The sequence below is a fragment of the Roseateles depolymerans genome, from assembly GCF_003387155.1.
Lineage (GTDB): Bacteria > Pseudomonadota > Gammaproteobacteria > Burkholderiales > Burkholderiaceae_C > Roseateles > Roseateles depolymerans.
This window is the reverse complement of sequence record NZ_QUMT01000007.1, coordinates 101,364-124,451: the sequence shown is the minus strand read 5'-3', so window position 1 is coordinate 124,451 and position 23,088 is coordinate 101,364. Positions and strand designations below refer to the sequence as shown.

The 23,088-nt window shown below is 68.0% G+C and carries 17 protein-coding genes and 1 riboswitch; of the genes, 11 read left to right on the top strand and 6 right to left on the bottom strand.

The window, feature by feature from the left end:
* Nucleotides 1-230: 230 nt before the first annotated feature.
* A complete protein-coding gene (gene purB / locus DES44_RS23565) occupies nucleotides 231-1,598 on the bottom strand; it encodes an adenylosuccinate lyase (RefSeq protein ID WP_058936886.1) in 1,368 nt (455 codons plus the stop codon).
* Between the two features lie 264 nt (nucleotides 1,599-1,862).
* Between purB and DES44_RS23560 the strand changes: the two genes are divergently transcribed.
* Both DES44_RS23560 and DES44_RS23555 read left to right on the top strand, forming a co-directional pair.
* Nucleotides 1,863-4,850: a polysaccharide deacetylase family protein gene (locus DES44_RS23560; RefSeq protein WP_233441670.1), complete on the top strand. Its 2,988-nt coding sequence runs from the start codon at nucleotides 1,863-1,865 to the stop codon at nucleotides 4,848-4,850.
* 179 nt (nucleotides 4,851-5,029) lie between these two features.
* The gene (locus DES44_RS23555; protein ID WP_058936885.1) at nucleotides 5,030-5,551 is read left to right on the top strand and encodes a GNAT family N-acetyltransferase; all 522 of its coding nucleotides are present in this window, start codon (nucleotides 5,030-5,032) and stop codon (nucleotides 5,549-5,551) included.
* A 7-nt stretch (nucleotides 5,552-5,558) separates the two neighbouring features.
* On the opposite strand, the gene DES44_RS23550 is transcribed toward DES44_RS23555, so the two are convergent.
* Nucleotides 5,559-6,287 carry a glutathione S-transferase family protein gene (locus DES44_RS23550; RefSeq protein ID WP_232309873.1) on the bottom strand — a complete coding sequence of 243 codons (729 nt, stop codon included), beginning with the start codon at nucleotides 6,285-6,287 and terminating at the stop codon, nucleotides 5,559-5,561.
* A 170-nt stretch (nucleotides 6,288-6,457) separates the two neighbouring features.
* Here DES44_RS23550 and DES44_RS23545 point away from each other — a divergent pair, with 170 nt between their 5' ends.
* From DES44_RS23545 to DES44_RS23530, 4 genes are all read left to right on the top strand, one after another.
* Nucleotides 6,458-7,090, top strand: coding sequence for a glutathione S-transferase family protein (locus DES44_RS23545; protein ID WP_058936884.1), 633 nt, complete (start codon nucleotides 6,458-6,460; stop codon nucleotides 7,088-7,090).
* A 260-nt stretch (nucleotides 7,091-7,350) separates the two neighbouring features.
* The gene (gene sppA / locus DES44_RS23540; RefSeq protein ID WP_083525935.1) at nucleotides 7,351-9,228 is read left to right on the top strand and encodes a signal peptide peptidase SppA; all 1,878 of its coding nucleotides are present in this window, start codon (nucleotides 7,351-7,353) and stop codon (nucleotides 9,226-9,228) included.
* A 201-nt stretch (nucleotides 9,229-9,429) separates the two neighbouring features.
* A complete protein-coding gene (locus tag DES44_RS23535) occupies nucleotides 9,430-12,015 on the top strand; it encodes a GAF domain-containing protein (protein WP_083525934.1) in 2,586 nt (861 codons plus the stop codon).
* A complete protein-coding gene (locus DES44_RS23530; protein WP_058936882.1) occupies nucleotides 12,008-13,528 on the top strand; it encodes a CHAT domain-containing protein in 1,521 nt (506 codons plus the stop codon). Before DES44_RS23535 ends, DES44_RS23530 begins: the two co-directional genes overlap by 8 nt.
* Here DES44_RS23530 and DES44_RS23525 read toward each other — a convergent pair.
* From DES44_RS23525 to DES44_RS23515, 3 genes are all read right to left on the bottom strand, one after another.
* Complete coding sequence (locus tag DES44_RS23525) at nucleotides 13,506-14,780, bottom strand: ComEC/Rec2 family competence protein (RefSeq protein WP_058936881.1); 1,275 nt, start codon at nucleotides 14,778-14,780, stop codon at nucleotides 13,506-13,508. The genes DES44_RS23530 and DES44_RS23525 overlap by 23 nt on opposite strands.
* Before the next feature lie 145 nt (nucleotides 14,781-14,925).
* Complete coding sequence (locus DES44_RS23520) at nucleotides 14,926-16,053, bottom strand: patatin-like phospholipase family protein (RefSeq protein WP_058936880.1); 1,128 nt, start codon at nucleotides 16,051-16,053, stop codon at nucleotides 14,926-14,928.
* Between the two features lie 88 nt (nucleotides 16,054-16,141).
* Nucleotides 16,142-16,813 (bottom strand): hypothetical protein, encoded by a 672-nt coding sequence (locus DES44_RS23515; RefSeq protein ID WP_058936879.1) that lies wholly within the window; start codon nucleotides 16,811-16,813, stop codon nucleotides 16,142-16,144.
* A 127-nt stretch (nucleotides 16,814-16,940) separates the two neighbouring features.
* Here DES44_RS23515 and DES44_RS23510 point away from each other — a divergent pair, with 127 nt between their 5' ends.
* The 3 genes from DES44_RS23510 (at nucleotide 16,941) to metW (ending at nucleotide 19,603) form a co-directional block, all read left to right on the top strand.
* Complete coding sequence (locus DES44_RS23510; RefSeq protein ID WP_232309872.1) at nucleotides 16,941-17,702, top strand: hypothetical protein; 762 nt, start codon at nucleotides 16,941-16,943, stop codon at nucleotides 17,700-17,702.
* 34 nt (nucleotides 17,703-17,736) lie between these two features.
* Nucleotides 17,737-17,806, top strand: a riboswitch (SAM riboswitch).
* Between the two features lie 73 nt (nucleotides 17,807-17,879).
* Nucleotides 17,880-19,022: a homoserine O-succinyltransferase MetX gene (metX, locus tag DES44_RS23505; RefSeq protein WP_058936877.1), complete on the top strand. Its 1,143-nt coding sequence runs from the start codon at nucleotides 17,880-17,882 to the stop codon at nucleotides 19,020-19,022.
* On the top strand, nucleotides 19,019-19,603 hold the full coding sequence (metW, locus tag DES44_RS23500) for a methionine biosynthesis protein MetW (RefSeq protein ID WP_058936876.1): 585 nt from the start codon (nucleotides 19,019-19,021) through the stop codon (nucleotides 19,601-19,603). Before metX ends, metW begins: the two co-directional genes overlap by 4 nt.
* On the opposite strand, the gene DES44_RS23495 is transcribed toward metW, so the two are convergent.
* Entirely contained in the window at nucleotides 19,584-20,654 is a 1,071-nt protein-coding gene (locus DES44_RS23495; protein ID WP_083525932.1) for a M14 family metallopeptidase, read from the bottom strand. The two genes, metW and DES44_RS23495, sit on opposite strands and share 20 nt — an antisense overlap.
* Nucleotides 20,655-20,679: 25 nt before the next feature.
* Between DES44_RS23495 and DES44_RS23490 the strand changes: the two genes are divergently transcribed.
* Entirely contained in the window at nucleotides 20,680-21,537 is an 858-nt protein-coding gene (locus DES44_RS23490; protein WP_232309871.1) for an alpha/beta hydrolase, read from the top strand.
* A 48-nt stretch (nucleotides 21,538-21,585) separates the two neighbouring features.
* Nucleotides 21,586-23,061 (top strand): M20 family metallopeptidase, encoded by a 1,476-nt coding sequence (locus DES44_RS23485; protein ID WP_058936873.1) that lies wholly within the window; start codon nucleotides 21,586-21,588, stop codon nucleotides 23,059-23,061.
* Nucleotides 23,062-23,088: the final 27 nt, after the last annotated feature.

The window sequence follows — 23,088 nt, the reverse complement described above, 5'->3', positions numbered from 1 at the left end:
TTACTGACTTGCCCACCGCGCGAGCGCTTGGGCAGAAGGCCGCGGCACGCGGGTGAGGACGAAGCGGAGACGTTATCTGGTCGGCATGTCTGCGCCCATGGCACGAATGTGCAGGGCGCAACATCGCACTACTCCTTCCAAGGGAAGGAGCAAGCTGTCGATGGAATGCGTGGCGCCTGGAGCGCGCAGCGATGGGGCGAGACGGCCCGCCGGCAAGGCGGGCGGAGCGATCAGATGCGGCGCGCCAGCGCTTCGGCCTTGCCGGTGTAGGTGGCCGGGCTCATGGCCAGCAGGCGCTGCTTCTCGGCTTCCGGCAGTTCCAGGCCTTGCACGAACTCGCGGATGGCTTCGGCGGTGATCGCCTTGCCGCGCGTCAGTTCCTTCAGGCGCTCGTACGGGTTGGGCAGCGCATACCGGCGCATCACCGTCTGGATGGGCTCGGCCAGGACTTCCCAGGCCGCGTCCAGGTCCGCTTCCAGCGCGGCAGGGTTCAGCTCCAGCTTGTCCAGACCCTTGCTCAGCGAGTCGTAGCCCAGCAGCGCATACCCTAGCGCCACGCCCATGTTGCGCAGCACGGTGGAGTCGGTCAGGTCCCGCTGCCAGCGGCTGATCGGCAGCTTCTGGCTCAGGTGCGTCAGCACCGCATTGGCCAGGCCGAAATTGCCTTCCGCATTCTCGAAGTCGATCGGGTTGACCTTGTGCGGCATGGTGGACGAGCCGATCTCACCCGCCTTGGTCCGCTGCTTGAAGTAGCCCAGCGACACATAACCCCACACGTCCCGCGACCAGTCGATCAGGATGGTGTTGGCACGGGTCACGGCGTCGAACAGCTCCGCCATGTAGTCGTGCGGTTCGATCTGGATGGTGTAGGGGTTGAAGCTCAGGCCCAGCTGCTGCTCGATCACGAGCTGGCTGAAGGCTTCCCAGTCGATGTCCGGATACGCCGACAGGTGGGCGTTGTAGTTGCCGACGGCCCCGTTCATCTTGGCCAGCAGCTTGACGTCCGCGATCACCGTGCGCGCGCGGCGCAGGCGGGCCACGACGTTGGCGATTTCCTTGCCGACGGTGGTCGGGCTGGCCGTCTGGCCGTGGGTGCGGCTGAGCATCGGTGCCGCGGCCATGGCCTGGGCCATCTCGGTCAGCTTGGCGATGACCTTGTCCAGCGCCGGCAGGATCACCTGCTCACGGGCGGCCTTGAGCATCAGGCCGTGGCTGGTGTTGTTGATGTCCTCGCTGGTGCAGGCGAAGTGCACGAACTCACCGGCGGCCTGCAGCTCGTCCTTGCCGGCGAACTGCTGCTTGATCCAGTACTCCACCGCCTTCACATCGTGATTGGTGGTCTTTTCGATGTCCTTGATCGCCTGGGCATCGGTTTCGCTGAACTGGCTCACCAGGCCGCGCAGGAAGCTGCGCGAAGCGTCCGACAGCGGCTTGAACTCGGCCAAGCCCGCGTCCGACAGGGCGATGAACCACTCGATCTCCACCTGCACCCGGCGGTGCATCAGCCCGAACTCGGACAGCAGCGGACGGAGCGTCCCCATGCGCGAGGCATAGCGGCCGTCCAGGGGCGACAAGGCGGTAAGGGCGGAGAGATTCATGGCAATGCGGCTCAAGGCCTCGGCTGGGGCAAACCCGCAGATTCTACAGAGCCGACCTGTGGCATTCGCACGCCGTCCCGGCGTGGCGGGCCGGTCGGTGCGCGCACAGCCGCGACAATAGCCGCGCAGTCCAGACAATCTTGCATGAGGGATGGGATGAGCTTGAATCAAAGGCCAGGCAGCACGCCGGCCGTTTGCGTGACCGTTTGCGTGACGAAGTCCGAGCATGAAGCGGCTGACCGGCCAATGGCGTCAGCGTGGCCATTGCAGCCATTGCAGCTCACCGCCCGCCGGCCCGCCCTCCCATGGCGCTCCCGCCCCCTGGCGCTGACCCTGCAGACCGTGCTGGGCCTGACCGCCGCCGCGCTGCTGTCGGCCTGCCAGAAACCGTCCGACAGCCCTGCCTCCAGCCCGACCCCGGCCGTGGCCGCATCGGCCAGCCCCACAGCCAGCGCCTCCCTGGTGAGCCAGTCGGACCAGCTCCTGGCCCGCTATCGCCAGATGATCGTGCTGATGGACGGCGAGTCCGCGCTCAAGGCCAGTGAACGCGAGGCGGTGCGCAGCGTCGGCCTGCTGCTGTTCCACGACATGCAGGACAGCCTGCAGACCCTGGTGGCCACCGCCACCGCACAGGGCCAGGACCCGGCGGGCCTGGCTGCCCTGAGCCAGTTGCTGGACCGCATCGAAACCGAACCCAGCTGGTTCGACGCCGACCGCCTGGCCTTCAAGGAATTCCTGACCCAGCTGGAGCAGACCTTCTCGACCTCGCAGAGCATCTCCGGGCTGAAGCTGGCCAAGCGGGCCCATGAGGACCTGGCGGTGCTGGCCGAGGTGGAGCAGGCCTACGCGCAGGAATTGCGTGACACCTTCGGACGCTTCGCCCAGCGGGGCATCACCCTCAAGCGGGAGAAGTGGACCGACTATGTGGCCAAGCTCAAGACGATCTACACCCGCGAAGGCATTCTGAAGGATTACGCGACCATCCTGCCCGACCTGTCCGCGCGGCCTTCGGATGTGGGCAATGCGGCCGCTTCCCCCACGTCTCCCGCCGCGACCGCAAGCACGGCGGATGCGCACGCCGACGCCACTGCTGCTGCAGCCTCCGGCGCCGCAGGTACCGCAGCCGACCGCAGCACTGCAGCGGCGCCCGCTGCCACCACCCGCGGTCCCAGCAAGGAAGAGCGCGAACTCTTCGGCCGCGCCCTGCCGCCCAAGACGGTGCTGCTCACCTTCGACGACGGTCCCCATCCGCGCTACACCGACGAGATCCTGGAGATCCTCAAGCGCTACCAGGCCCCGGCCGTGTTCTTCGAGCTGGGCCGCAACCTCGGCAGCGTCGATGCCAAGGGCCAGATCAAGCCGGGCCCCGGCGTGCAGGTAGCCAAGCGGGTGCTGGCCGCCGGACATCCGATTGCCAATCACAGCTTCACCCACGGCGTGATGTCCAAGTTCCAGCTGGATCAGGTCAAGCAGGAGGCCAGCCAGACCGAGGCCCTGCTGGACGCCGCCGGCCGGGCGGGACAGCCGCTGTTCCGGTTTCCCTACGGAGCTCGCACCGACAACGCCCTGGGCGTGATCGAAGGCCTGAAGCTGCGTTCGATGATGTGGAACGTGGACTCGCTGGACTGGTCCGACCCGATTCCCAAATCGATTGCGGCCCGAGTGATGAACGAGCTGTCGAAGCAGCAGCGCGGCATCGTGCTGTTCCACGACATCCATGCCCGCACGGTGGAAGCCCTGCCGCTGGTGCTGGACCAGCTCAAGGCCGAGGGCTACCGCCTCGCGGCCTGGAAGGACGGCCGCATTGAACCGCTGGCGGCCGCGACAGCGGAATCCCCGGCGCCCGACCTGGCCGGCGCCAACCTCTACCGCGACAGCTATGCACTGGTGATCGGCATCGACCAGTACCAGCGCTGGCCGCGTCTGCAGCATGCGGTGCGGGATGCGCAGGCCATCCGCGACACGCTGCAATCGCAGTTCGGCTTCCGGGCTGAGAACATCACCACGCTGACCGATGGGGACGCGACCCGGGCCAACATCCTGCGCGCACTCAACGGACTGGCCCGCGACAAGGCCGGCCAGCCGCGTCTGAAGCGGGACGACCGGGTGTTCGTCTTCTTCGCCGGTCATGGCAGCACCCGGCGCCTGCCCAGCGGGCGCGACGTCGGCTACATCATCCCGGTGGACTCCAGCACCGACGATCTGCAGACCGATGCCATCGCCATGCCGCAGTTGCAGGAGCTGGGCGAGGCCCTGCCCGCCAAGCATGCATTCTTTGTCATCGATGCCTGCTACTCCGGCCTGGGCCTGACCCGCGGCGCTGCACCCGGCAGCAACAACTTCATCCGCGACAACGCCCGCCGCCTGGGCCGTCAGATGATGACGGCCGGCGGGGCCGACCAGCAGGTGGCCGACGACGGTCCCGGCGGCCATTCGGTGTTCACCTGGACGTTGCTGCAGGCGCTGTCCGGCAAGGCAGACCTGAACGGGGACGGCCTCATCACCGCGACCGAACTGGCCGCGTATGTGGCGCCGGCGGTCTCCGCCATCGCGCACCAGACCCCGGCCTTCGGCAGCCTGCCGGGCTCGGAGGGCGGCGAGTTCATCTTTGAACTGGCGTCCGCACCGGAGCAGGCGCTGAGCACCACCAGCGCCCAGCTGGATGTGCAGGCCAGTGCCCTGGCCAAGCGGGCCGACGACGCGCGCAATGCCCAGCTGCAGCCGATGGCCGCGGCCAGCGCGGTGCCCGGCGTCACGGCGCCTGCCGCAGCGGGCAGTGCCGCAGCGGTGCAGGTGACGGTCAAGGGCCTGGACGGCAAGGACACCGCCATCGCCACCAGTGCCACCGCAGCGCCGGTGAGCGCGCGCGTGGCGGCACAGCGGGCCAACGACCGGGGACTGCAGCTCTACAAGGAGCGCCGTTACGACGAAGCCGAAGCCGCGTTCACCGAGGCGCTGAAGCTGCAGCCCAAATTCGCACTGGCCGCCAACAACCTCGGCTTCATCTACTTCAAGCGCAACAAGCCGGCGGAGGCGGCGCGCTGGTACCGCCGTGCCATCGAGATGGACGGCAGCCGCGCCCTGGCCCACCTGAACCTGGGAGATGCATTGCTGCTGGCCGGTGAGGACAAGGAGGCGCAGGCGGCCTACGCCAGCTTCATCGAGCTCTCCCCCAGCCATCCGCGTGTGGCCGAGCTCAAAGCCTGGCTGGCGCAGCCGGACGCCGCCCATCGTCCGCAGCCGCCGCGCTGAGGCTGGTCAGGCCACTGACGCCACTGACGCCACTGACGCCACTGAGCCCTGATCCCGCTGCCGTGTGCAGAACACACGGCAGCGGGCGGGCCGCCAGGGTTGTCCCGGATGTGAGGGACGTGGGCTTGCTGCTTAATCCGCTCTTTCCTGTTTCAACCGCTGGTTATTGCGTCCGTTCCATGGCCTCCCTGGCTTCTGATGGCGTCGCACCGCGCCTGACACGAGTGCATCAGATCGAGCCCCTTGCGTGGGCGCCCCTGCTCGCCGCCGCCGAGGCGGAAGGCTGGCGCATGCTGAGCCGCTTGATGGATGAATGGCGCAGCGGTGCGAATCGCTACGACCAGCCCGGCGAATCGCTCTGGGCCTGGCTGGATGCCCGCGGCTTCGTCATCGCCGTGGGGGGCCTGAATGTGGAGCCTGCTCCGGGGCGTCCGGGTACCGGTCGGATGCGGCGCTTTTATGTGCATCCCGGCTGGCGGGGCCATGGTCTGGCGCGGCGGCTGGTGGCCGCGGTGCTGGCCAGTGCGCAGGGCCATTTCTCGCGCCTGCACGTGAATTGCGAAAGCAGCCAGTCCGCTGAATTCTGGTTGCGTTGTGGCTTCACCGCGGTCGGCGCGGATGCCGCGTCCATGACCCGTCCGGCGCTCTACACCCACGTGCGGTTGCTGCCGCAGATGCAGCCCCAGCCGCAGTGGGCGTGAACCGCAGTCAGCCCCAGTGGCGCTTGAACACCGCCGCCACGATCGGCAGTGCCTCGATGCGCTGAAGCACTGCGAAGAATTCGGGCCGATGCTGCTGCAGATGCGCGCGCGAGCCCGACCAGCGCGAGACGATCACCGCCATGGCATCCAGCGCACCGGGCTGGTCCCCGCTGAGCCAGGGACGCCCCGGGAACTGATCCGCGAACATCTCCCAGTGCAGATGCAGCCGCTGCGTGGCGCCCGCCTTGACCGCCTCGCGGTCGGCCGGTGAGGCGCTGGTGGTGAAGCGCTCCGGGAAGTCGATGATGGTGATCTGGCTGTAGCAGTTCGCCGCGATGAACACGAGGCCGCGCAAGATCTGGTCGCGCATGGCCTCGCTGTGCCCCAGCAGTCCGGCCTGCGGAAAGCGCAGCCCCAGATGCATCAGGATGGCCGCGCTTTCGGTGAGGACGTCGCCGGAGGGCGTCTGCAGCGTGGGGATCTGCATCAGCGGGTTGAGCTGGCGCAGCGCGTCCTGCGCGGAATCGTCCTCCCAGGACGAGGCCTGCACGACGCGATAGGGCGCGCCGCACCAGTCCAGCCCAATCTCGGCGATGGCCGAGCCGGAGCGCTTCGTGCCGTAGAGCACATACATCGGGGCGCTGGGCGCATCGTCCGTTGCGGCCTGCTGCACGGCACCCGGGCCGGAGGCGGGACCGGCACTGGCTGTGGCACCACGGCGCTGGGGGGCGTTCATCGGCCGAGTGTAGGCGGGCCGCAGCGGCGGCGCAGCAGTGTGCGTCTCCCCGGTGCCAGGGACAAGCCACCTGAATGGGTGCATGCCGGACGTTGTTTCGTGGCCTCAGTCCGGGGAAGCGAATCGCTAGAATCAACCGCAGCATCCCGAGGTTGTTGGTCCGGATAAGAATGAAACTCATCGGTTCACTCACCAGTCCCTATGTCCGCAAGGTCCGCATCGTCATGGCGGAAAAGAAGCTCGACTATCAGTTCGAGCTGGAGGACGTCTGGGGCAGCGACAACATCCTCAAGATCAATCCGCTGGGCAAGGTGCCTTGCCTGGTCATGGAAGGCCAGGACTCGATCACCGGCGCGGTGTTCGATTCGCGGGTGATCGTCGAATATGTGGACACCCTGTCGCCGGTCGGCAAGCTCATCCCCGAGCGGGGCCGCGAGCGCTGCGAGGTGCGCACCTGGGAAGCCCTGGCCGATGGCCTGCTGGACGCTTGCGTGGCGGCCCGCCTGGAAGAGACCTGGAGCGGCCGCACCGACGCCGAGCGCAGCCCCGCCTGGGTGCAGCGCCAGATGAGCAAGGTGCATGCCTCGCTGCAGGCCATGGGCCACGGCCTGGGCGACAAGACCTGGTGCTCCGGCAACCACTTCACCCTGGCGGATATTTCGCTGGGCTGTGCGCTGGGGTATCTCGATTTCCGCTTTGCCGCCATCGACTGGCGCGCGAACCATCCCAACCTGGCCCGCCACTTCGAGAAGCTGATGACCCGCAGCAGCTTCCAGGACACGGTTCCGCCGGCGGCAAGCTGAGCCGATCCGGGCTCCGGCCCAGGTTTTTCATTCGGCGCTGCGCTGGGCGAACGCTTCTCTGCTCCGCGCCCATCATCGGCGCTGAGTGCACGGCCGCGCCTTGCAGCCCGGCCTCCCCGCGCCATGCCCGGCCTGCCTTTCCCCTGACCCTGCTGTGACCAGGCATGACCTGTGGCACGGGCTGTTCCCCTGAGGCATTCTGGGTCCACAATCAACCGGTTGCGCCTTCGTGCAGGCGCGTCATCGAGAGGGAGGATTGAATGGGATTAAAAGCCGTGTTTTCGCCGATCGGCCGCGTCTTCCGCGGGGCCTGGTGGCTGCTGGACGGCACGCGCCGTGTGGTGCTGAATCTGCTGTTCCTGATTGTGCTGATTGCGCTGCTGTGGGCGATCTTCTCCAAGGGCAAGACGCTGCAGCCCCAGACCACGCTGGTGCTGGACATCCAGGGTGACGTGGTGGAGCAGTTCTCCGGCTCCGCGCGGGACCAGGCCATGGCGCAGCTGCAGGGCGAGAGCCGGGCCCAGACCCGTCTTCGGGACCTGCTGGCCGTGCTGGACGCCGCCGCCAAGGACGACAAGATCGTGCAGGTCTACATGGACCTGAACCACATGGGCAATGCCTCGCCCGCCACGCTGCATGAGCTGCGGGCAGCGCTGACCCGCTTCAAGGAGAGCAAGAAGCCGGTGGTGGCCTTTGCCAACAGCTACGACCAGCGCAGCTACTACCTGGCCGCGCAAGCCAACGAGGTGTATGTGCACCCGATGGGCACGGTGATGATCGAAGGCTACGGTCGTTATCGCAACTACTACAAGGACGCACTGGACCGCGTGGGCATCTCCGCCAACGTCATGCGGGTGGGCACCTACAAGAATTTCGCCGAGCCGTATTTCGCCAACGCCCCGTCGCAGGCGTCGATGGAAGCCGAGAGCTACCTCTACGACGAGCTGTGGGCCCGCTACCAGCTGGATGTGGAACAGGCCCGCAAGCTGGACAAGGGCGCGATCGCCAAGGCCATCGAGGAACTGCCGCAGCGCCTGGCGGCGGTGAACGGTGACGCCGCCAAGCTGGTGCTGCAGGAAAAGCTGGTCGACGGCCTCAAGACCCGTGACCAGGTGGACCAACTGCTGGAACAGCGCGGCACCAAGGACGACAAGCAGCTGCGGGCCATCCCCATGGGCGCCTATGCGGCGCAGTTGCCGCCCAAGCTGCCCAAGGCTGACGGCCAGGTGGGCATCATCGTGGCGGAAGGCGAGATCGTGGACGGCCAGGCCGCGCCCGGTCGCATCGGCGGTGATTCCACCTCCGCGCTGATCCGCCAGGCCCGCCAGGACGACAAGATCAAGGCGGTGGTCCTGCGCGTGAACTCCCCGGGCGGCAGCGCCTTTGCGTCCGAGCTGGTGCGGCGCGAACTGGAACTGACGCGCGCAGTGGGCAAGCCCGTGGTGGTGTCCATGGGCGGTGTGGCGGCCTCGGGCGGCTACTGGATCTCCATGTCGTCCGACGAAGTGATCGCGGACCCGTCCACCATCACCGGCTCCATCGGCGTGGTGGGCATGCTGCCCACCGGCGAGAAGCTGATGGACAAGCTGTCCATCCACACCGGCGGCTACACCACCACCTGGCTGGCGGGCGCCTATGACCCACGCCGTGCGCTGGATCCGCGCCTGGCCGCGGTGGTGCAGTCCTCCATCGAGCACACCTATGCCGAGTTCACCGGTCGTGCCGCATCCGCTCGCAAGAAGAGCGCGGCGCAGATCGATGCGGTGGGGCAGGGCCGGGTCTGGACCGGTTCCCAGGCGCTGGAACGGGGCCTGGTGGACAAGATGGGCCTGCTCCAGGATGCGGTGGCCAGCGCGGCCAAGCGCGCCAACCTGGGGGAAGACCCGTCGGTGAAGTATGTCGAGGCCGAGCGCAGCACGCTGGAGCGCCTGGTGTCGGGTCTGACCGAGACCGCCGCACCGACGGTGCGGGCGGAAGTGCTGCGGGCGCTGGGCGGCGTGCCGCAACTGCCGGCACCGCTGAAGGAAGCCCAGACCGACATCACCTGGCTGGCCGAGCAGGCGCAGCCGGACACCAAGGCCGGGGCGTCTCGCGCGCCGGTGAAGTCGATCGTGCATTGCCTGTGCCTGGCTCCTTGAGCTGATGGGGCTGGCGGGGCCAGCACCCCGGCCAGTCCTCCTTTTGCAAGCCCGCAGCGGTCTTGATGACCCTGCGGGCTTTTTCACGTCTGCCCGCCGGCTCCGTATCCCTAGCTTTTTGGAGGCGGGGTGTCGGCGAAAGGCGTAGCCTCTCGATCGCCCGTACACCGAACGCTGGCGCTCGTCGCCTGGGAGGACGCCATGGACCACCCCGCCCGCGAACCTGCCGGTTCAACCGCCTGGGGACCGATGAGACGGGAGGTCTTCGACCGGTCCCGCATCGCCGTCATCCAGCGCGACCTGTCCAACCACGTCATCTATGCCAATGCGGCGGCGCTGGCGATGTGCGGGGTGAAGGAGGTTCAAGACCTGCGCCTGGACCAGGTGTTCGCCGGCGAAGCGGGCCGGGTGCTGGCGGAAGAAACACGCCACCGTCGGCAGGGGGAGCTCGGCGCCTACCGCGTCACGCTGACGCGGCAGGATGACCCGGGCCGGCAGGTGGCGGTGGAAGTCACCGGCCTGCCTGTGATGGACGAGCACGACGCGGTGGTCGGCTCGCTCGGGTTCTTTCGCAGCCTCCAGTACCAGGCGCTCGGCGACGACCTGCGCGCCATCACGCTGCGGCACGCCGGACATGAGTCCTTGCTGCCGCTGGTGGCGCAGGCCTTGCATCGGGAGCTGCCCTTTGACCTGATGTTCGTCTCCCGCGTCGTGGAGGACCGCGATGCCTGGGAGTTCGAGATCGTCTTCAACTACCCGCCCTTCGAGCAGCAGGTGCCCACGGCCTGGTACGCGCTGGACGGCGATCAGCGCGCCTTCATGGAAGCGACCGAGGGGGGCGTGCATGACTTCGAGCAGGTGATGAGCAATCCGCCGTGGTCCAGCATGGCCGAGGAGCCGATCTGCCGCCAGATGGCCGCCATGAACCTGAAGACGAGCATGTGGCGGCGCATCACGCGGGGCGAAGGGGACCGAAAGCGGACCGTCGCCATCATGACCCTGCTCAGCCGCACCCGCGATGCCTACGACGAGACGCACCTGGCGCAGTTCAATCAGCTGCCGCTGGTCGAGGCGGTGCTGTGCAGCCTGGACTTTTCCGAGCGGGCACGCAGTCAGCGGCAACTGCGCATGTTCCGGGACCTGAACCGCTGCGTCGATATCCAGGGGGCCTGCCGCTGCCTGGCCGATGCGCTGGTGGAGATTTTCGACTGGAGCCGGGTGTCCCTGTTCCGGATCGACAGTGCTCGGGAGAAGGTCGTGCGGGTGGCTTCGGCGCGGCGCGGGGACGACGGCCTGGCCATCGACACGGGTGCGTCCTGGGGCGACTACCAGCAGCATGTTGACGAAGGCGTGCTGGGCCGGGTGGTGCGGACCTTGCAGCCGCAAAAGGTCCCGGACGTCCGGCAGGACCCCGACTACATCGAAACGCCGGACGGCGAGTCCATTCGCTCGGAGCTGGCGGTGCCCATTGTGTTTTCCGACGGGGAACGGGTGCGCTTCATCATCAACGTCGACGACCCGCGGATCAGTGCGTTCTCCCGCGAGCATGTGCGCCAGCTCACCGACATCGCGCAGGAGCTTGCGGGCGCGATGGAGCGCATCAGCGACCTCACGCTGCTCGCTGAATGCGTGGACAACGCCTCCGACCCGATCATCGCCACCGATGCCCGGCTGCGGATCCGCCGCGTCAACCGGGCGGCCGAGATGCTGTTCGACTGCAACCGGTCGGCCCTGATCGGCAAGAGCCTGCTGGAGTACTTCGAGGATCCGCGCCCGCTGGAGGCCTTGCTCGACGGCACCGAGGCGGGGGAGCGCATCGGAGAACTCACCGTCCGCATCGCGCCGGGCGCTTCCGCCACTTCGGCCAGTTCTGCAGCTGCCGCAAGTTCCCAAGCCTCCCCCGCGTTTGCCGACCCCGTCGCCCTTCAAGCGCATGGTTCAGAGTCCTCGCTCGCAGGGGTCGATGGCATGCACGCGCCGGCGTCCTCGAGATCGGTCTTTGTCACCCGTCGTGACTTTCCGGAGCGCCTGGGCGGCCATGTCTTCGTCGCGAGGGATCTGGCGCCGATCCGGCGATCGGTGCAGCTGGAGTTCCTGGAGCAAACCGCGTATGAGCTGGCGGTGGAGACCCAGGCGCCGCTGAGCCTGGCGATGGCGTGGTTCGAGCGACAGATCGAGGCGTCCATGAGCCCCACGGCCCATCGTGCCGGGTCCGCCGACGCCGCTGATGCCGCTGACGCTGCCGCCTTGACGACGGATCTCGTCTCGGTGCTGCGGCAACTGGGCCGCGTCAAGCATGCCTTCACACGGCTGGCCATGTACAACCGTGAGGCCAGGAACCGCTCCCGCCAGCTCTGCACCATCCGGCTGGACAGCGAACTGCATGCATTGCTTGCAGGCCTGACCGTGACGGAGCGCGCCAAGGTCCAGCCGCAGACCTTCGACCAGGTGGTGGAAATCGAGGCGGACCACACCCAGCTGCATATCGTGGTGGAGAGCCTGTTGTCGGGCCTGCTGCGCGCCGCGCCGGAGACGGGGAAGGTTCTGCTGACGCTGGTGCCGGATGACCAGACCGTGTTCCTGCGGCTGCAGGGCAAGATGCCGCCGGGCCGCCGCCGCGGCAACCGGTTTGGCAGCCTGGAAGCCGCACAGGCCGACATCCGCCTGGCCCATCCCTTGATCTCCCGGCTCATGAAGGGCCAGAACGGCAGCTTCAAGGTGAATGCGCTGCCGGACGACGTCACCGAGTTCGTGCTCGGATTTCCGCGCGGGGGGACCCATGGCTGACTTCCTGTTGGTGTTGAATCGGCTGCAGGCCGAGGTGGACGGTGAGCTGATCAAGAAGCAGCTTCGGCAGATGGGCGCTCGCACGGTGCAGCATGAAAGCAATGCCGAGACGGCGCTGGAGTTGCTGCAGATGCAGGCCGTGGACTTCCTCATCGTGGGCAGCCAGCTCGCCGCCGATGCGGGCGCCGTCGTGACGGAGGACGGCGGACTGGCGTTCTGCCATCAGGCGCGTCTCCTGACCACCGCCCCCATGATGCTGCTGGCACCGGCCCTGACGTCGGATCTGGTGCGCGAGGCCAGGCAGGTGCAGGACCTGACGCTGTTCAGCGACCCGACCACTGCCGGGGCCTTCGCGCTGGACCTGCTCCGACCCGGTCGCGCGGTGGAGCCCGCGTTGCAGATCCGGATCACCGCCCGGCCCAGGGACTGGAGCTTCGTCATGAAGGGCGTCGGCTTCAATTTCCGAGGCGACGGGCCCCTGGCCATCAGCGCGGCAGCCTCCTGCCTGTGGGTGACGGATCTGCTGCGTCCGGACTGGTACACGGCGTTCTCCGGCATCGGCAAGAGCATTCGAACAGCCCTGTGCGAGGACAACCCGACCTTTGAACTGCAGCGCAAGTTTGCCCACGCAAAGGCGGTCGAGCAGTTGGGCCCGGCGGCTGCGGCGCTGCCGGAGCAGCTCATCTTCGAGGTGTCCAGCGACTGCTATCCGCTGATGCTCGAATCCGTCTTCGATCCGTCGCCGCTGCCCGAACCCTGGCTGGCACGGGCGTCCTCGGTGGCGCGCCGCTTGCAGGGCGCGGATGCCGATCCGTCGGCCGACCTGTTCGCGGGCTCCCCCATGGCCCGGCGCGCGCTGGTGATCTGCGCCGACACCCACGGCACCGTCTTCAGCGACAAGCTGGCCGGCGGCATGACCAAGCTCGATCCGCTGCAGCTCGTGCGGATCGAATGCAACCGGGTGCGGCGCTGGCTCACGACCGTCTCGCCCCGTACCGGACAGCCGCTGTTCCTGGCCCGCAACGTCCAGATGCTGGGCCTGAATGAACCGGTGACACGCGGCGCCCTGGAAGCGGCCCTGCGGTCCGGCAACTGGGACCTGATCCACTTTGCCGGCCACACCTACTACCAGCCCTTGGGAGCGGAACAGAACGGCGGCACCGGCTTCCTCTTCGTCGGCCCTCCGGACGCGCCGGAGTGCATCGACTTCGGCGACGTGGTGAGCTACATGCGGTCGGCGCGCTTCGTCTACCTGAGCAGCTGCGAGAGCGGCAACTCCGGCTTTGCGTCGCTGGCGGCAGCGGCCGGCATTCATGCGGTGCTGGGCTACCGCTGCCGGGTCAACGACCGCACCGCGGCCATCCAGGCGCGGCAGTTCTACCAGATGCTGCTGCGCAGCCAGTCGCTGGGGGCAGCCTTCGGGCTGGCGCGCCGCCGCATCTACCGGCGCTTCCGGGACCGGGACAACGCCTGGGCCTCCGCGATGCTGGTCACTCCTGAGTTTCGCGCCTGACCGGGGTGCCGGAGAGAAGATCCATCACCACGCCGCCGTCGGCATCTTCCGGGTAGACCGTGGTGTGGCCATGGGCGTCGCGCAGTTGGGGGTCGTCCCATGGGGCGGTGAATTCGGAGCGGTAGTTGAAGACCAGCGTCGCGCCTGGCTTGCGACGCACGATGGCATGGAGCGCGGCCGCATCGGGATGGCTGAACAGCTGGCCATTGGTGGAGACCAGCCAGGTGTCGCAGTCCACGCTGTCGAGGAAGGACTCGTCCAGGTTGCCGGCGGAGCCGTGGTGTGCGAGCTTGATGGCGTCGAAGCGCACGCGTGACCGTCGGCTCGTGGCGCTACCCGTGGCGCTACCCGTGGCGCGACCCGTACCGTTACCCAGACCGAAAGCCGCATCGTCATCAGCAACGCCGACCCCCCCACCCCTCGAGCCCGTGGCAAACCGAGCCAGCGACGCGGTCAGCGTCGGCGCATGCGCGTCTCCGAGCAGCGCGACGCGTCGCCCCTGGTACTCGGCCACCAGCGCAATGCTCGACCCATTGGCAACGGCCTTGTCCATCGGCCCGGCGGCCAGCGCGGCGCTGTCCAGGATCTGCTCGAACCGCGGTCGCAGCCGCGCTCCCACGCCACGGAATGCGGCCTTCATGTCCAGCCGCCTGGCGAGTGCATGCACGTCCTCGGGCGCAATCTCGGCGGCCTCCAGGGCCTTCAGATAGGCGGTGCGCAGCTTCTCGAGTTCCACTTTGCGGGGCGACAGCAGCGTCAGCCGCAGGCCACCCGGCAGCTCTCGCACCGGCAACGGCCCTGCGGCAGGCACAAACACCGGGGCGCCCCGGAAGGCAGCATTCCATGAGCGATTGTCGATGCGCACGCTGATTTCCATGCCCTGCATGGCACTGCGCTGGCCCGGCGGCAGGGGCGCGCCGAGCGCATAGTCCGTGCCCACCGGCTCGGACAGCTGCTGGCCCACATGCGGCCAGCCGTTGAACCAGATGTCCTTGAAGGTGGCCAGTTCGGGATGATTCAGCAGCTTGAGGCATCCCTCGATGTGGTCGGCGTCCACATGGGTGATGACCAGCAGCTCGAAGTCCCGCTGGCCGCTGGGGAGGGCGTCGAGGCGACTGGACAGGGCCGGGTAGGCGCCGATCGGGCCGCCGTCGATCAGGACGCGGTGGGGGTGGTCGGGGTCGCCGTACTCCAGCAGCAGGCAGTCGCCGTGCAGGGCCGGCAGCAGTTCGAGGCGGAAGATGTCAGCCATGGCGGTGCTTCGTACGCGGGGCCATGCTTGTGCCTTGGCTCATGGTCGTGTCGTGTCGTGTCGTGCCGCGCCGTGCCGTGCTGTACTGCGCCGTGCCGTGCCGTGCCGTGCAGTGCAGTGCAGTGCCGTGGCGCGTCGTGCAGCCTCAGCCGAGCGCGTGGCCTGGATACGGCCATGCCGGCGCCTGCGTCCGGAACGCCAGGTGCGATGCGCGGGAGCGGATCGCGACATCGCTGATGGCGTAGCCCCAGTTGATGAGTTCGCACTGCTCCTGCTCCTTGAACCGGTCCAGCCGGGTGCGGATGGCGGCAAGGTCCTTGATGCGCTCCGCAGCCACCGGCAGGCCGGGCAGCTCCATGGCCGGATAGTCGGCGGGATTGCCGTTGATGGCCCAGAATGCACCGCGGGCGTCTCCGCGCTCATAGGCGGCGATAAGCATCCGCTTGCGCAGGGCCAGGGCCTGGTTCAGTCCGATGTCCATGGTCCGCAGCAACTGCCGCGGAGCCACGGTGCCCACGCCTGCATCGATGTCGAAGGGCTTGCCGGCATCGCTGACCAGGATGTCCTCGTACCGTCCCCAGACGGTTTCCAGGCCCAGGTTGTCGTAGACCCCGCCATCCCCCAGCGGAAGGCGGCGACGGAAGTCGATCTCGTCATACAGGTCGGCCCCTTCAACCCGGGTGAAGTCTTCCGGTTTCACTTCCAGTTCGATCGGGCCGAGGACCGGCGGGAAGGCGCTGGAGCAGCAGACCGCGGTGGCGACGTCAAAGCCCGGGTTGGGGATGAGGCCGATGCGGTAGTCGCCGGCAAAGGGTTTGGAGAAGCGGAAGCTGACGCCGGTGGCGTAGTTGGTGGCGTTGAAGACGAAGCGCGGGTGGTCGGGCAGGGTCTGCAGGGAGACACCCAGCCCGAGATGCTTGCGGTAGGCCTGGGCGACGACGTCGCCAGCGGAGCGGAACGGGTTCAGCGCACCGGTGATGACCGAACTCACGTCGATGTTGCGGCTGCAGAAGTCGCGCAAGGGCTGCACCACTTCGGCGTCGAACCTCTGCGCGCGCTGCTCGCCGTCGAACGCGAGTTGGCTCCAGCGGGTGGCGACCACACCCAGGGTGATGGAGCCGCCGGAGATGCTGGAGACCCGATCCAGCCGGCCCAGGATGCCGAGCTCATTGAGCCGCCACAGCACGCCGACATGGAACAGCACGGCACGGAAGCCGCCGCCGGAGAGCGCCAGGCCGATGCCTTTTTCGCGCGAAGCGGCATTCAGTGGCATGTCCGTCTCCTGTCCACGGAAGATCTCGAGCCTACGCCCGTCAGGTCCTCGTGACCATCGATCACCTTGATGATGTCGGGGGCGGTGCTTACCGGTCGGCGGCAGCGGGTCGGGGAGACGCTGGAAAGGCCGTGTCCGCCGGGAAGTCGGCGTCCGACTCCCACAGGCCCTGCTGGGTCCGCGAGGTGACGCGCCAGTGGCCACGGCTCAGGTCATAGCGAGAGAACGTCGTGGTGAAGCGTCCCTCCGACGGCTGGCTGCGCACGGCCAGCAGCGCTTCCCCCTGGCCGTCATCCACCCGCTTCCACGAGGACTTCAAGGTCTGGGTCAGCTGGAGGGGGACGGTCCGCCCCTTGCCGCCGGCCGGTCGCACCATGACCACTTGCAAGCGGTTCGACACCACCTCCATCGCGGTGGTCAAGGGCCCGTTGTAGCTGCCGGCTTCCTGCGTGAGGTCGGCCGACACCAGGAAGGTCGGATGGGAGGCGCCCCGCAGCGGGCGAGGATCCAGCCGGGCCAATGGCGCGGCCAGCGGCAGTTGCGACAGCACCTGGCCGTCGCACCCGACCCACTGCAACGAGGCCGGACGCTCCTTGCGAGGCTCGCCGCTTTGCCACTCGCGCTCCACCGCTTCCTCGGTGAGCGCTGGGTCCAGGTCAATGCGCAGGCGCTGGCATCCCAATTCGGCGTGCTGCGCCGCCTGGGCCGTGGGGGTGAGGCACAACAGAGGCAGTAGGGACAGCAGACACCACTTCTTCACGAAAGCCTCTTCACTTCAATGCCGGTTGGGGAGAAATTTATGCCATGGTGTCGGAAAAACGGGGACGGCGTCCCATCACCAAAGTCATCTGCCGGCCCGCCCTTCCACCTGCCACTCGCCGTTGATCTTGCGACCCACTCCCGCCTCCCGCCGCGCCCACGCCGTTGAACTCCTGAAAGAGCGCCTCGTCCGGGATTCCTTCCCCCGCCTGCAGATGATCCTGCTGGTCTCGCTCACCGGCGGTTTCGGCCTGCTGTCGTCCTTTGTGCTGCTGCATCTGGGCGTGGACGCGATGGCGCTGCGGTATCCGCTGGCCCTGGCCTGTGCCTATGTCTTTTTCCTGTTCCTCATCTGGCTCTGGCTGAGGAGCAATGCGCAGGACTACCTCGACGCCCCCGACCTCACCGACCTGCTGCCCGGCCGCAGCTCCGGCTTTGCCGACTTCAGCGGCGGTGGCGGGGACTTCGGGGGAGGCGGGGCCTCCGGCAGTTTCGACGGGCCGTCGGCGCCAACGGAGGTTCCGGGCGGCTCCTCGCTGGGAGCCGTCAAGGACGCGGCCGAAGCCGTCACCGATGCCGATGAGTTCACCATTCCCCTGGTGGTCATCGCCCTGGCGGTTGGCATCGCGGTGGCGTCGCTCTACATCGTCTACATCGCCCCGGTGCTGTTTGCCGAAGTCCTGCTCGACGGGGCCCTGTCCTATGTGCTGCTGCGCCGCCTGCGCAAGCAGGACCGCCGGCACTGGATCGCCAGCGCCTTCCGCCGCACCCTCTGGCCCTTCATCGGCACGGCCGTGTTCCTGATGATCGTGGGCGCGGCCATGTCCGCCTACGCGCCCGGCGCTCATTCCCTGGGTCAGGTGATGCACCATTCGGCTCCCCACCGCTGAGGCCCCTCCCGCAGCACCGCAGCGCCCGGGTATACTTTTTACCGGCGCCGATTTGTCCGGCTTGCGGGCGCCTAAAAAGTTCAGCTAAAGGGGGACAACCGACAAGCGCCCCGCGCGATGCACCCGGTGTTCCGCTTCAAGCAGCGGCGCCGGGTTTTTTGTTGGATGAGGTGTTTTATGGGTTCCGTCGGTGACGTCACACCGCAGCGACTCCTGTTCGACCAGCCCCTGCCGCTGCGCAGCGGGGCCAGCATCGCCGATTACGAGCTGATGGTCGAAACCTATGGCGAGCTCAATGCGGACCGCTCCAATGCGGTGCTGGTCTGTCATGCGCTCAATGCCAGCCACCACATTGCCGGCACCTATGCGGGCGTGGACAAGAGCGAAGGCTGGTGGGACAACCTGGTCGGCCCCGGCAAGCCGCTGGATACCGACAAGTTCTTTGTCATCGGCATCAACAACCTGGGGTCCTGCTTCGGCTCGACCGGGCCGATGCACCTGAATCCCGCCACCGGCCGGGTGTACGGGGCCGACTTCCCGGTGGTCACGGTGCATGACTGGGTCGATGCCCAGGCTCGCGTGCTGGACCGCTTCGGCATCCAGCAGCTGGCGGCCGTGCTGGGCGGGTCGCTGGGCGGCATGCAGGCGCTGGACTGGTCGCTGCGGTATCCGGAGCGCATGCGCCACTGCATCGCGGTGGCCACGGCCCCGAGCCTGTCGGCGCAGAACATCGCCTTCAACGAAGTGGCCCGCCGCGCCATCATCACCGACCCGGAATTCCACGACGGCTTCTTCTACGAACACGGCGTGGTGCCGCGGCGTGGGCTGCGGGTGGCCCGCATGATCGGCCACATCACCTACCTCAGCGACGATGTGATGGAGCAGAAATTCGGCCGCCAGATGCGCGCCGCCGAGCTGGGCTATTCCACCCACGACATCGAATTCCAGATCGAGAGCTACCTGCGCTATCAGGGCGACAAGTTCAGCGAATACTTCGATGCCAACACCTATCTGCTGATCACCCGGGCGCTGGACTACTTCGACCCCGCCCGCGCCCATGGCAATGACCTCAGCCGCACTTTCGCCAGCGCGCTGTGCAAGTTTCTGGTGGTGAGCTTCACCACGGACTGGCGCTTCTCGCCGGCCCGCTCCCGCGAGATCGTCAAGGCGCTGCTGGACAACCGCCGCGACGTGTCCTATGCGGAGATCGACGCGCCCCATGGCCACGATGCCTTCCTGCTGGACGATCCGCGCTATCACGGCGTCCTGAAAGCCTATTTCGACCGCATTGCCAACGAGTTCCAGGGAGGCCGGGCATGAGTGACCGCGCCGTGATGCAGATGATCGCGGACCTGGTGCCCGCCGGGTCCCGCGTGCTGGACCTGGGCTGCGGCACGGGGGAGTTGCTGGCCCATCTGCAGGCCACCAAGGGCTGCACCGGATACGGGGTGGAGCTCAACGACAGCAACGTGCTGGCCTGTGCCCAGCGCGGGGTGAATGTGATCCAGCTCAACCTGGAAGAAGGCCTGGCCATCTTCGAGGACCAGAGCTTCGACGTGGTGCTGCAGCTGGAGACGCTGCAGAACCTGCGCAACACCGAAGCCATGCTGCGTGAGACCGCGCGGGTGGGGCGCATCGGCATCGTCAGCTTCCCCAACTTCGCGCACTGGCCCAACCGCCTGCAGGTGCTCACCGGACGCATGCCGGTGACCCGGGTGCTGCCCTACCAGTGGTATGACACGCCCAACATCCGCGTCGGCACCTATGCCGACTTCGAGGTGCTGGCCCGCAAATGTGGCCTGCGGGTGCTGGACAGCTTCGGCGTACAGGCCGGCCGGGCGGTACGCACGCTGCCCAACCTGCGCGCCAGCATGGCGGTGTTCAAGTTCGACCGGCAGTGACCGGCAGGTCCTCGTAGCGACCCAGCCGCACCATCGTCTGGCCGGCCCGGCCTGCGCGCAGCATCGGCATGATCAGCACGCAGTGGTCGTGCGGGGTGATCCAGCGCTCGCCGTCGTCCTCCGCCAGCAGCGTGCCGGCGTGCGGAATCTCCATCAGATGATGGACCGGCCGGGTGAAGCGGAACGCATGGCTGCGGGCCGTGACCCCCTGGCCCACCCGCACCAGGCGCTGGCGCGGCGGTGCGGGGCAGCGCAGGTGGGCGTCGGCCCAATCGGCCGGCACCATGCCGGTGTGGCGCAGGAAGCGCAGGCTGACATCCAGCGCCATGTCGGCCGAGGCGGCTTCCCAATGCGCGCCGCATTCCACCAGCACCGCCTGGCGGGGGCTGGCCGGGTCGGCAAAGCCGCCGCGGTCGATCAGACGCAGCCCGGCGGCATGTCCGGTGTCCACCAGCAGGGTGGACGGCTGGCCCAGCGCGCGGGCCAGTGGGACGCTCTTGTCGGTCATGCCGCAGATGGTCAGGGCCGGCGCGCCGGGTTCCTGCATCGAATGCAGGTCCAGCAGCAGGTCGGCGCCGTCCACGAAGGGGCGCAGCGCCCGGGCGCGATGCAGCTCGGCCGAGGTCCGCGGACCGCGCAGCACGGCGTCGCCCCATACCCGGTTCAGGTCTTCGTCCACATAGCGGGATGCAAACGGCTGAGCCGGATCGAAGCGTTCAAAGGCCTGCACATTCGCAAAGGCCAGCACCAGGCGGCCCTGGCGCGGACGCACGTCCTGCCGCAGCAGCCAGTCCAGCGCCAGGGCGCCGCACAGCTCGTTGCCGTGGGTCAGGGCCACGAGCATCACTGTCGGGCCCGGGCGGCCGGAGTCGCGCAGGTGGACATGGTCCACGCCGGTGCCGCCGTCCCGCCAGGGACTCAGGTCGGGCGGATGCAACTGGACCTCCGGCGCTTCGTCGGCCCCCTCGGACGGGAGGGCCGCCGCCTGCCCATCCGGACCATCACTGGGCGAAACTGTAGTCTTGGAGCGATTGGAAGGTGACGGACCCATGGTCAGGGATCCTACACTTCCGCTTATGAGAACACTGACCGGCCATGACGGCCTGCCCCTGCATTGGCGGGAGTGGGGCGCTGACCCCGCCCAGCGTCCGCAGGGCACCCTTTTGATCGTTCACGGCCTTGGCGAGCACATTGGCCGTTATGCCCACGTGGCCCGGCGCCTGAATGCCTGGGGCTGGCATGTGGTGGGGTATGACCAGCGCGGCCACGGCGCGTCCGGTGGCGCCCGCGGGGATATTCCGGAAGCGGACAGCCTGCAGCGGGACCTGTCCTGCGCCATCGACGCGGTGCGCAGCGACGCCCGCATGAACCAGGGCCCGCTGGTGCTGCTGGGCCACAGCATGGGCGGCGCGGTGGCCGCCAGCTTCGTGGCCGGGGCGCTGGTGCCGACTGAATGGTCGCGCCTGGTGGACGGGCTGGTGCTCAGCTCACCGGCGCTGGACGTGGGCATGTCCCTGGTCCAGCGCGGCCTGCTGGCCACCACGCTGCCGCTGGTGCCGCACGTGGCGGTGGGCAATGGGCTGAATCCGGCCTGGCTGTCCCGGGATCCGGCCGTGGTCGAGGCCTACAAGGACGACCCGCTGGTGCACAACCGCATCACCCCCATGCTGGCCAAGATGCTGGCCGATACCGGTCCGTCCTTGATGGGGTATGCAGCGCGCTGGCCGGTCCCCACGCTGCTGATGTGGGCGGGGGCGGACCGCTGCGTCGCCCCGGCCGGCAGCGCCAGCTTCGCGGCCGCCGCCCGCAAGAGCGGGGACGGGTCCGGCGTCGAGGCCGAATGGTTCGAGCCGCTGTTCCACGAGATCTTCAACGAGCCGGAGCAGGACCAGGTCTTTGACCGCCTGAAATCCTGGCTGGCCGCCCGCTTCTAGAATCCCCCTCTGACCAAGGCGGCCGCACCGGCCGCGCAGGAGCCTCTCATGAACGCACGTGATCCGTCGTTGCCGCTGCAAGCCGATGAAGTGAGCGCCCTGGGCGCATTTGCCGAACAGGTCTGGGATGAGGAAATCATCCCCGCCCTGAAGGACTACATCGCCATCCCGGCCAAGAGCCCGATGTTCGACGCCGACTGGGCTCAGCATGGCTACATCGACCGCGTGGTGCGGGACGCCGCCAGCTGGGTGGAGAGCAAGAAGGTGCCGGGCCTGAAGCTGGAAGTCATCCGCCTGGAAGGCCGCACGCCGGTCATCTTCTTCGAGCTGCCGGCCACCAAGTCGGGCAGCACCGACACCGTGCTGCTCTACGGCCACCTGGACAAGCAGCCCGAGTTCAACGGCTGGCGCAATGACCTGGGCCCCTGGACGCCCAAGTACGAGGACGGCAAGCTCTACGGCCGTGGCGGCGCGGACGATGGTTATGCCATCTACGCCTCGCTGACGGCGCTGATGGCGCTGGACCGCCAGGGCGTGCCCCGCCCCCGCTGCGTCGGCCTGATCGAGACCTGTGAGGAATCCGGTTCCTTCGACCTGCCCGCCTATGTGGACGTGCTCAAGGACCGCCTGGGCACCGTCTCGCTGGTGGTCTGCCTGGACTCCGGCGCTGGCGACTACGACCGTCTCTGGATGACCACCTCGCTGCGGGGCATGGTCTCCGGCGTGCTGAAGGTGGAAGTGCTGACCGAAGGCATCCACTCCGGCGACTCGTCCGGCGCCGTGCCGTCCTCCTTCCGCATCCTGCGGCATCTGCTGGACCGGCTGGAGGATTCTGCCACCGGCCGCCTGCTGCCCGAGAGCTTCCACTGCGAGATCCCCGGTGCGCGCCTGGAGCAGGCCCGTGCCACCGCCGCCATCCTCAAGGACGAGGTCTACAAGCGCATGCCCTGGGCCTGTGGCGCGGACGGCGGCCCGGTGCTGCCGGTCACCACCGATCCGGTGGAGGTGCTGCTGAACCGCACCTGGCGTCCGACCCTGTCGGTCGTGGGAGCCGAAGGCTTCCCCGAGCTGAAGAACGCCGGCAATGTGATGCGTCCCTACACCGCCTTCAAGCTGTCGCTGCGCCTGCCGCCGCTGGTGGACGGCAACGAGGCGGCGCTGCGCCTGAAGGCCCTGCTGGAGGACAACGCGCCCTACAACGCCAAGGTCAGCTTCGTGCCGGACGGCCGCGCGGGTGCCTTTGGCGCCAACGGCTGGAACACGCCCGACCTGGCCCCCTGGCTCAGCCAGGTGCTGGAAGAAGCCAGCCAGGCGCATTTCGAGGCGCCGGTGGGCTACATTGGGCAGGGCGGCACGATTCCGCTGATGGGCATGCTGCAAAAGAGCTTCCCCGCTGCGCAGATGATGGTCTGCGGTGTGCTGGGTCCCAAGAGCAATGCCCACGGCCCCAACGAGTTCCTGCATGTGCCTTACGGCAAGCGCCTGACCGCCGCCGTCGCCCAGGTCATCGCCGCGCATCCGTAAGCCGCAGGGTCAGCGGCGGGGTCAGCC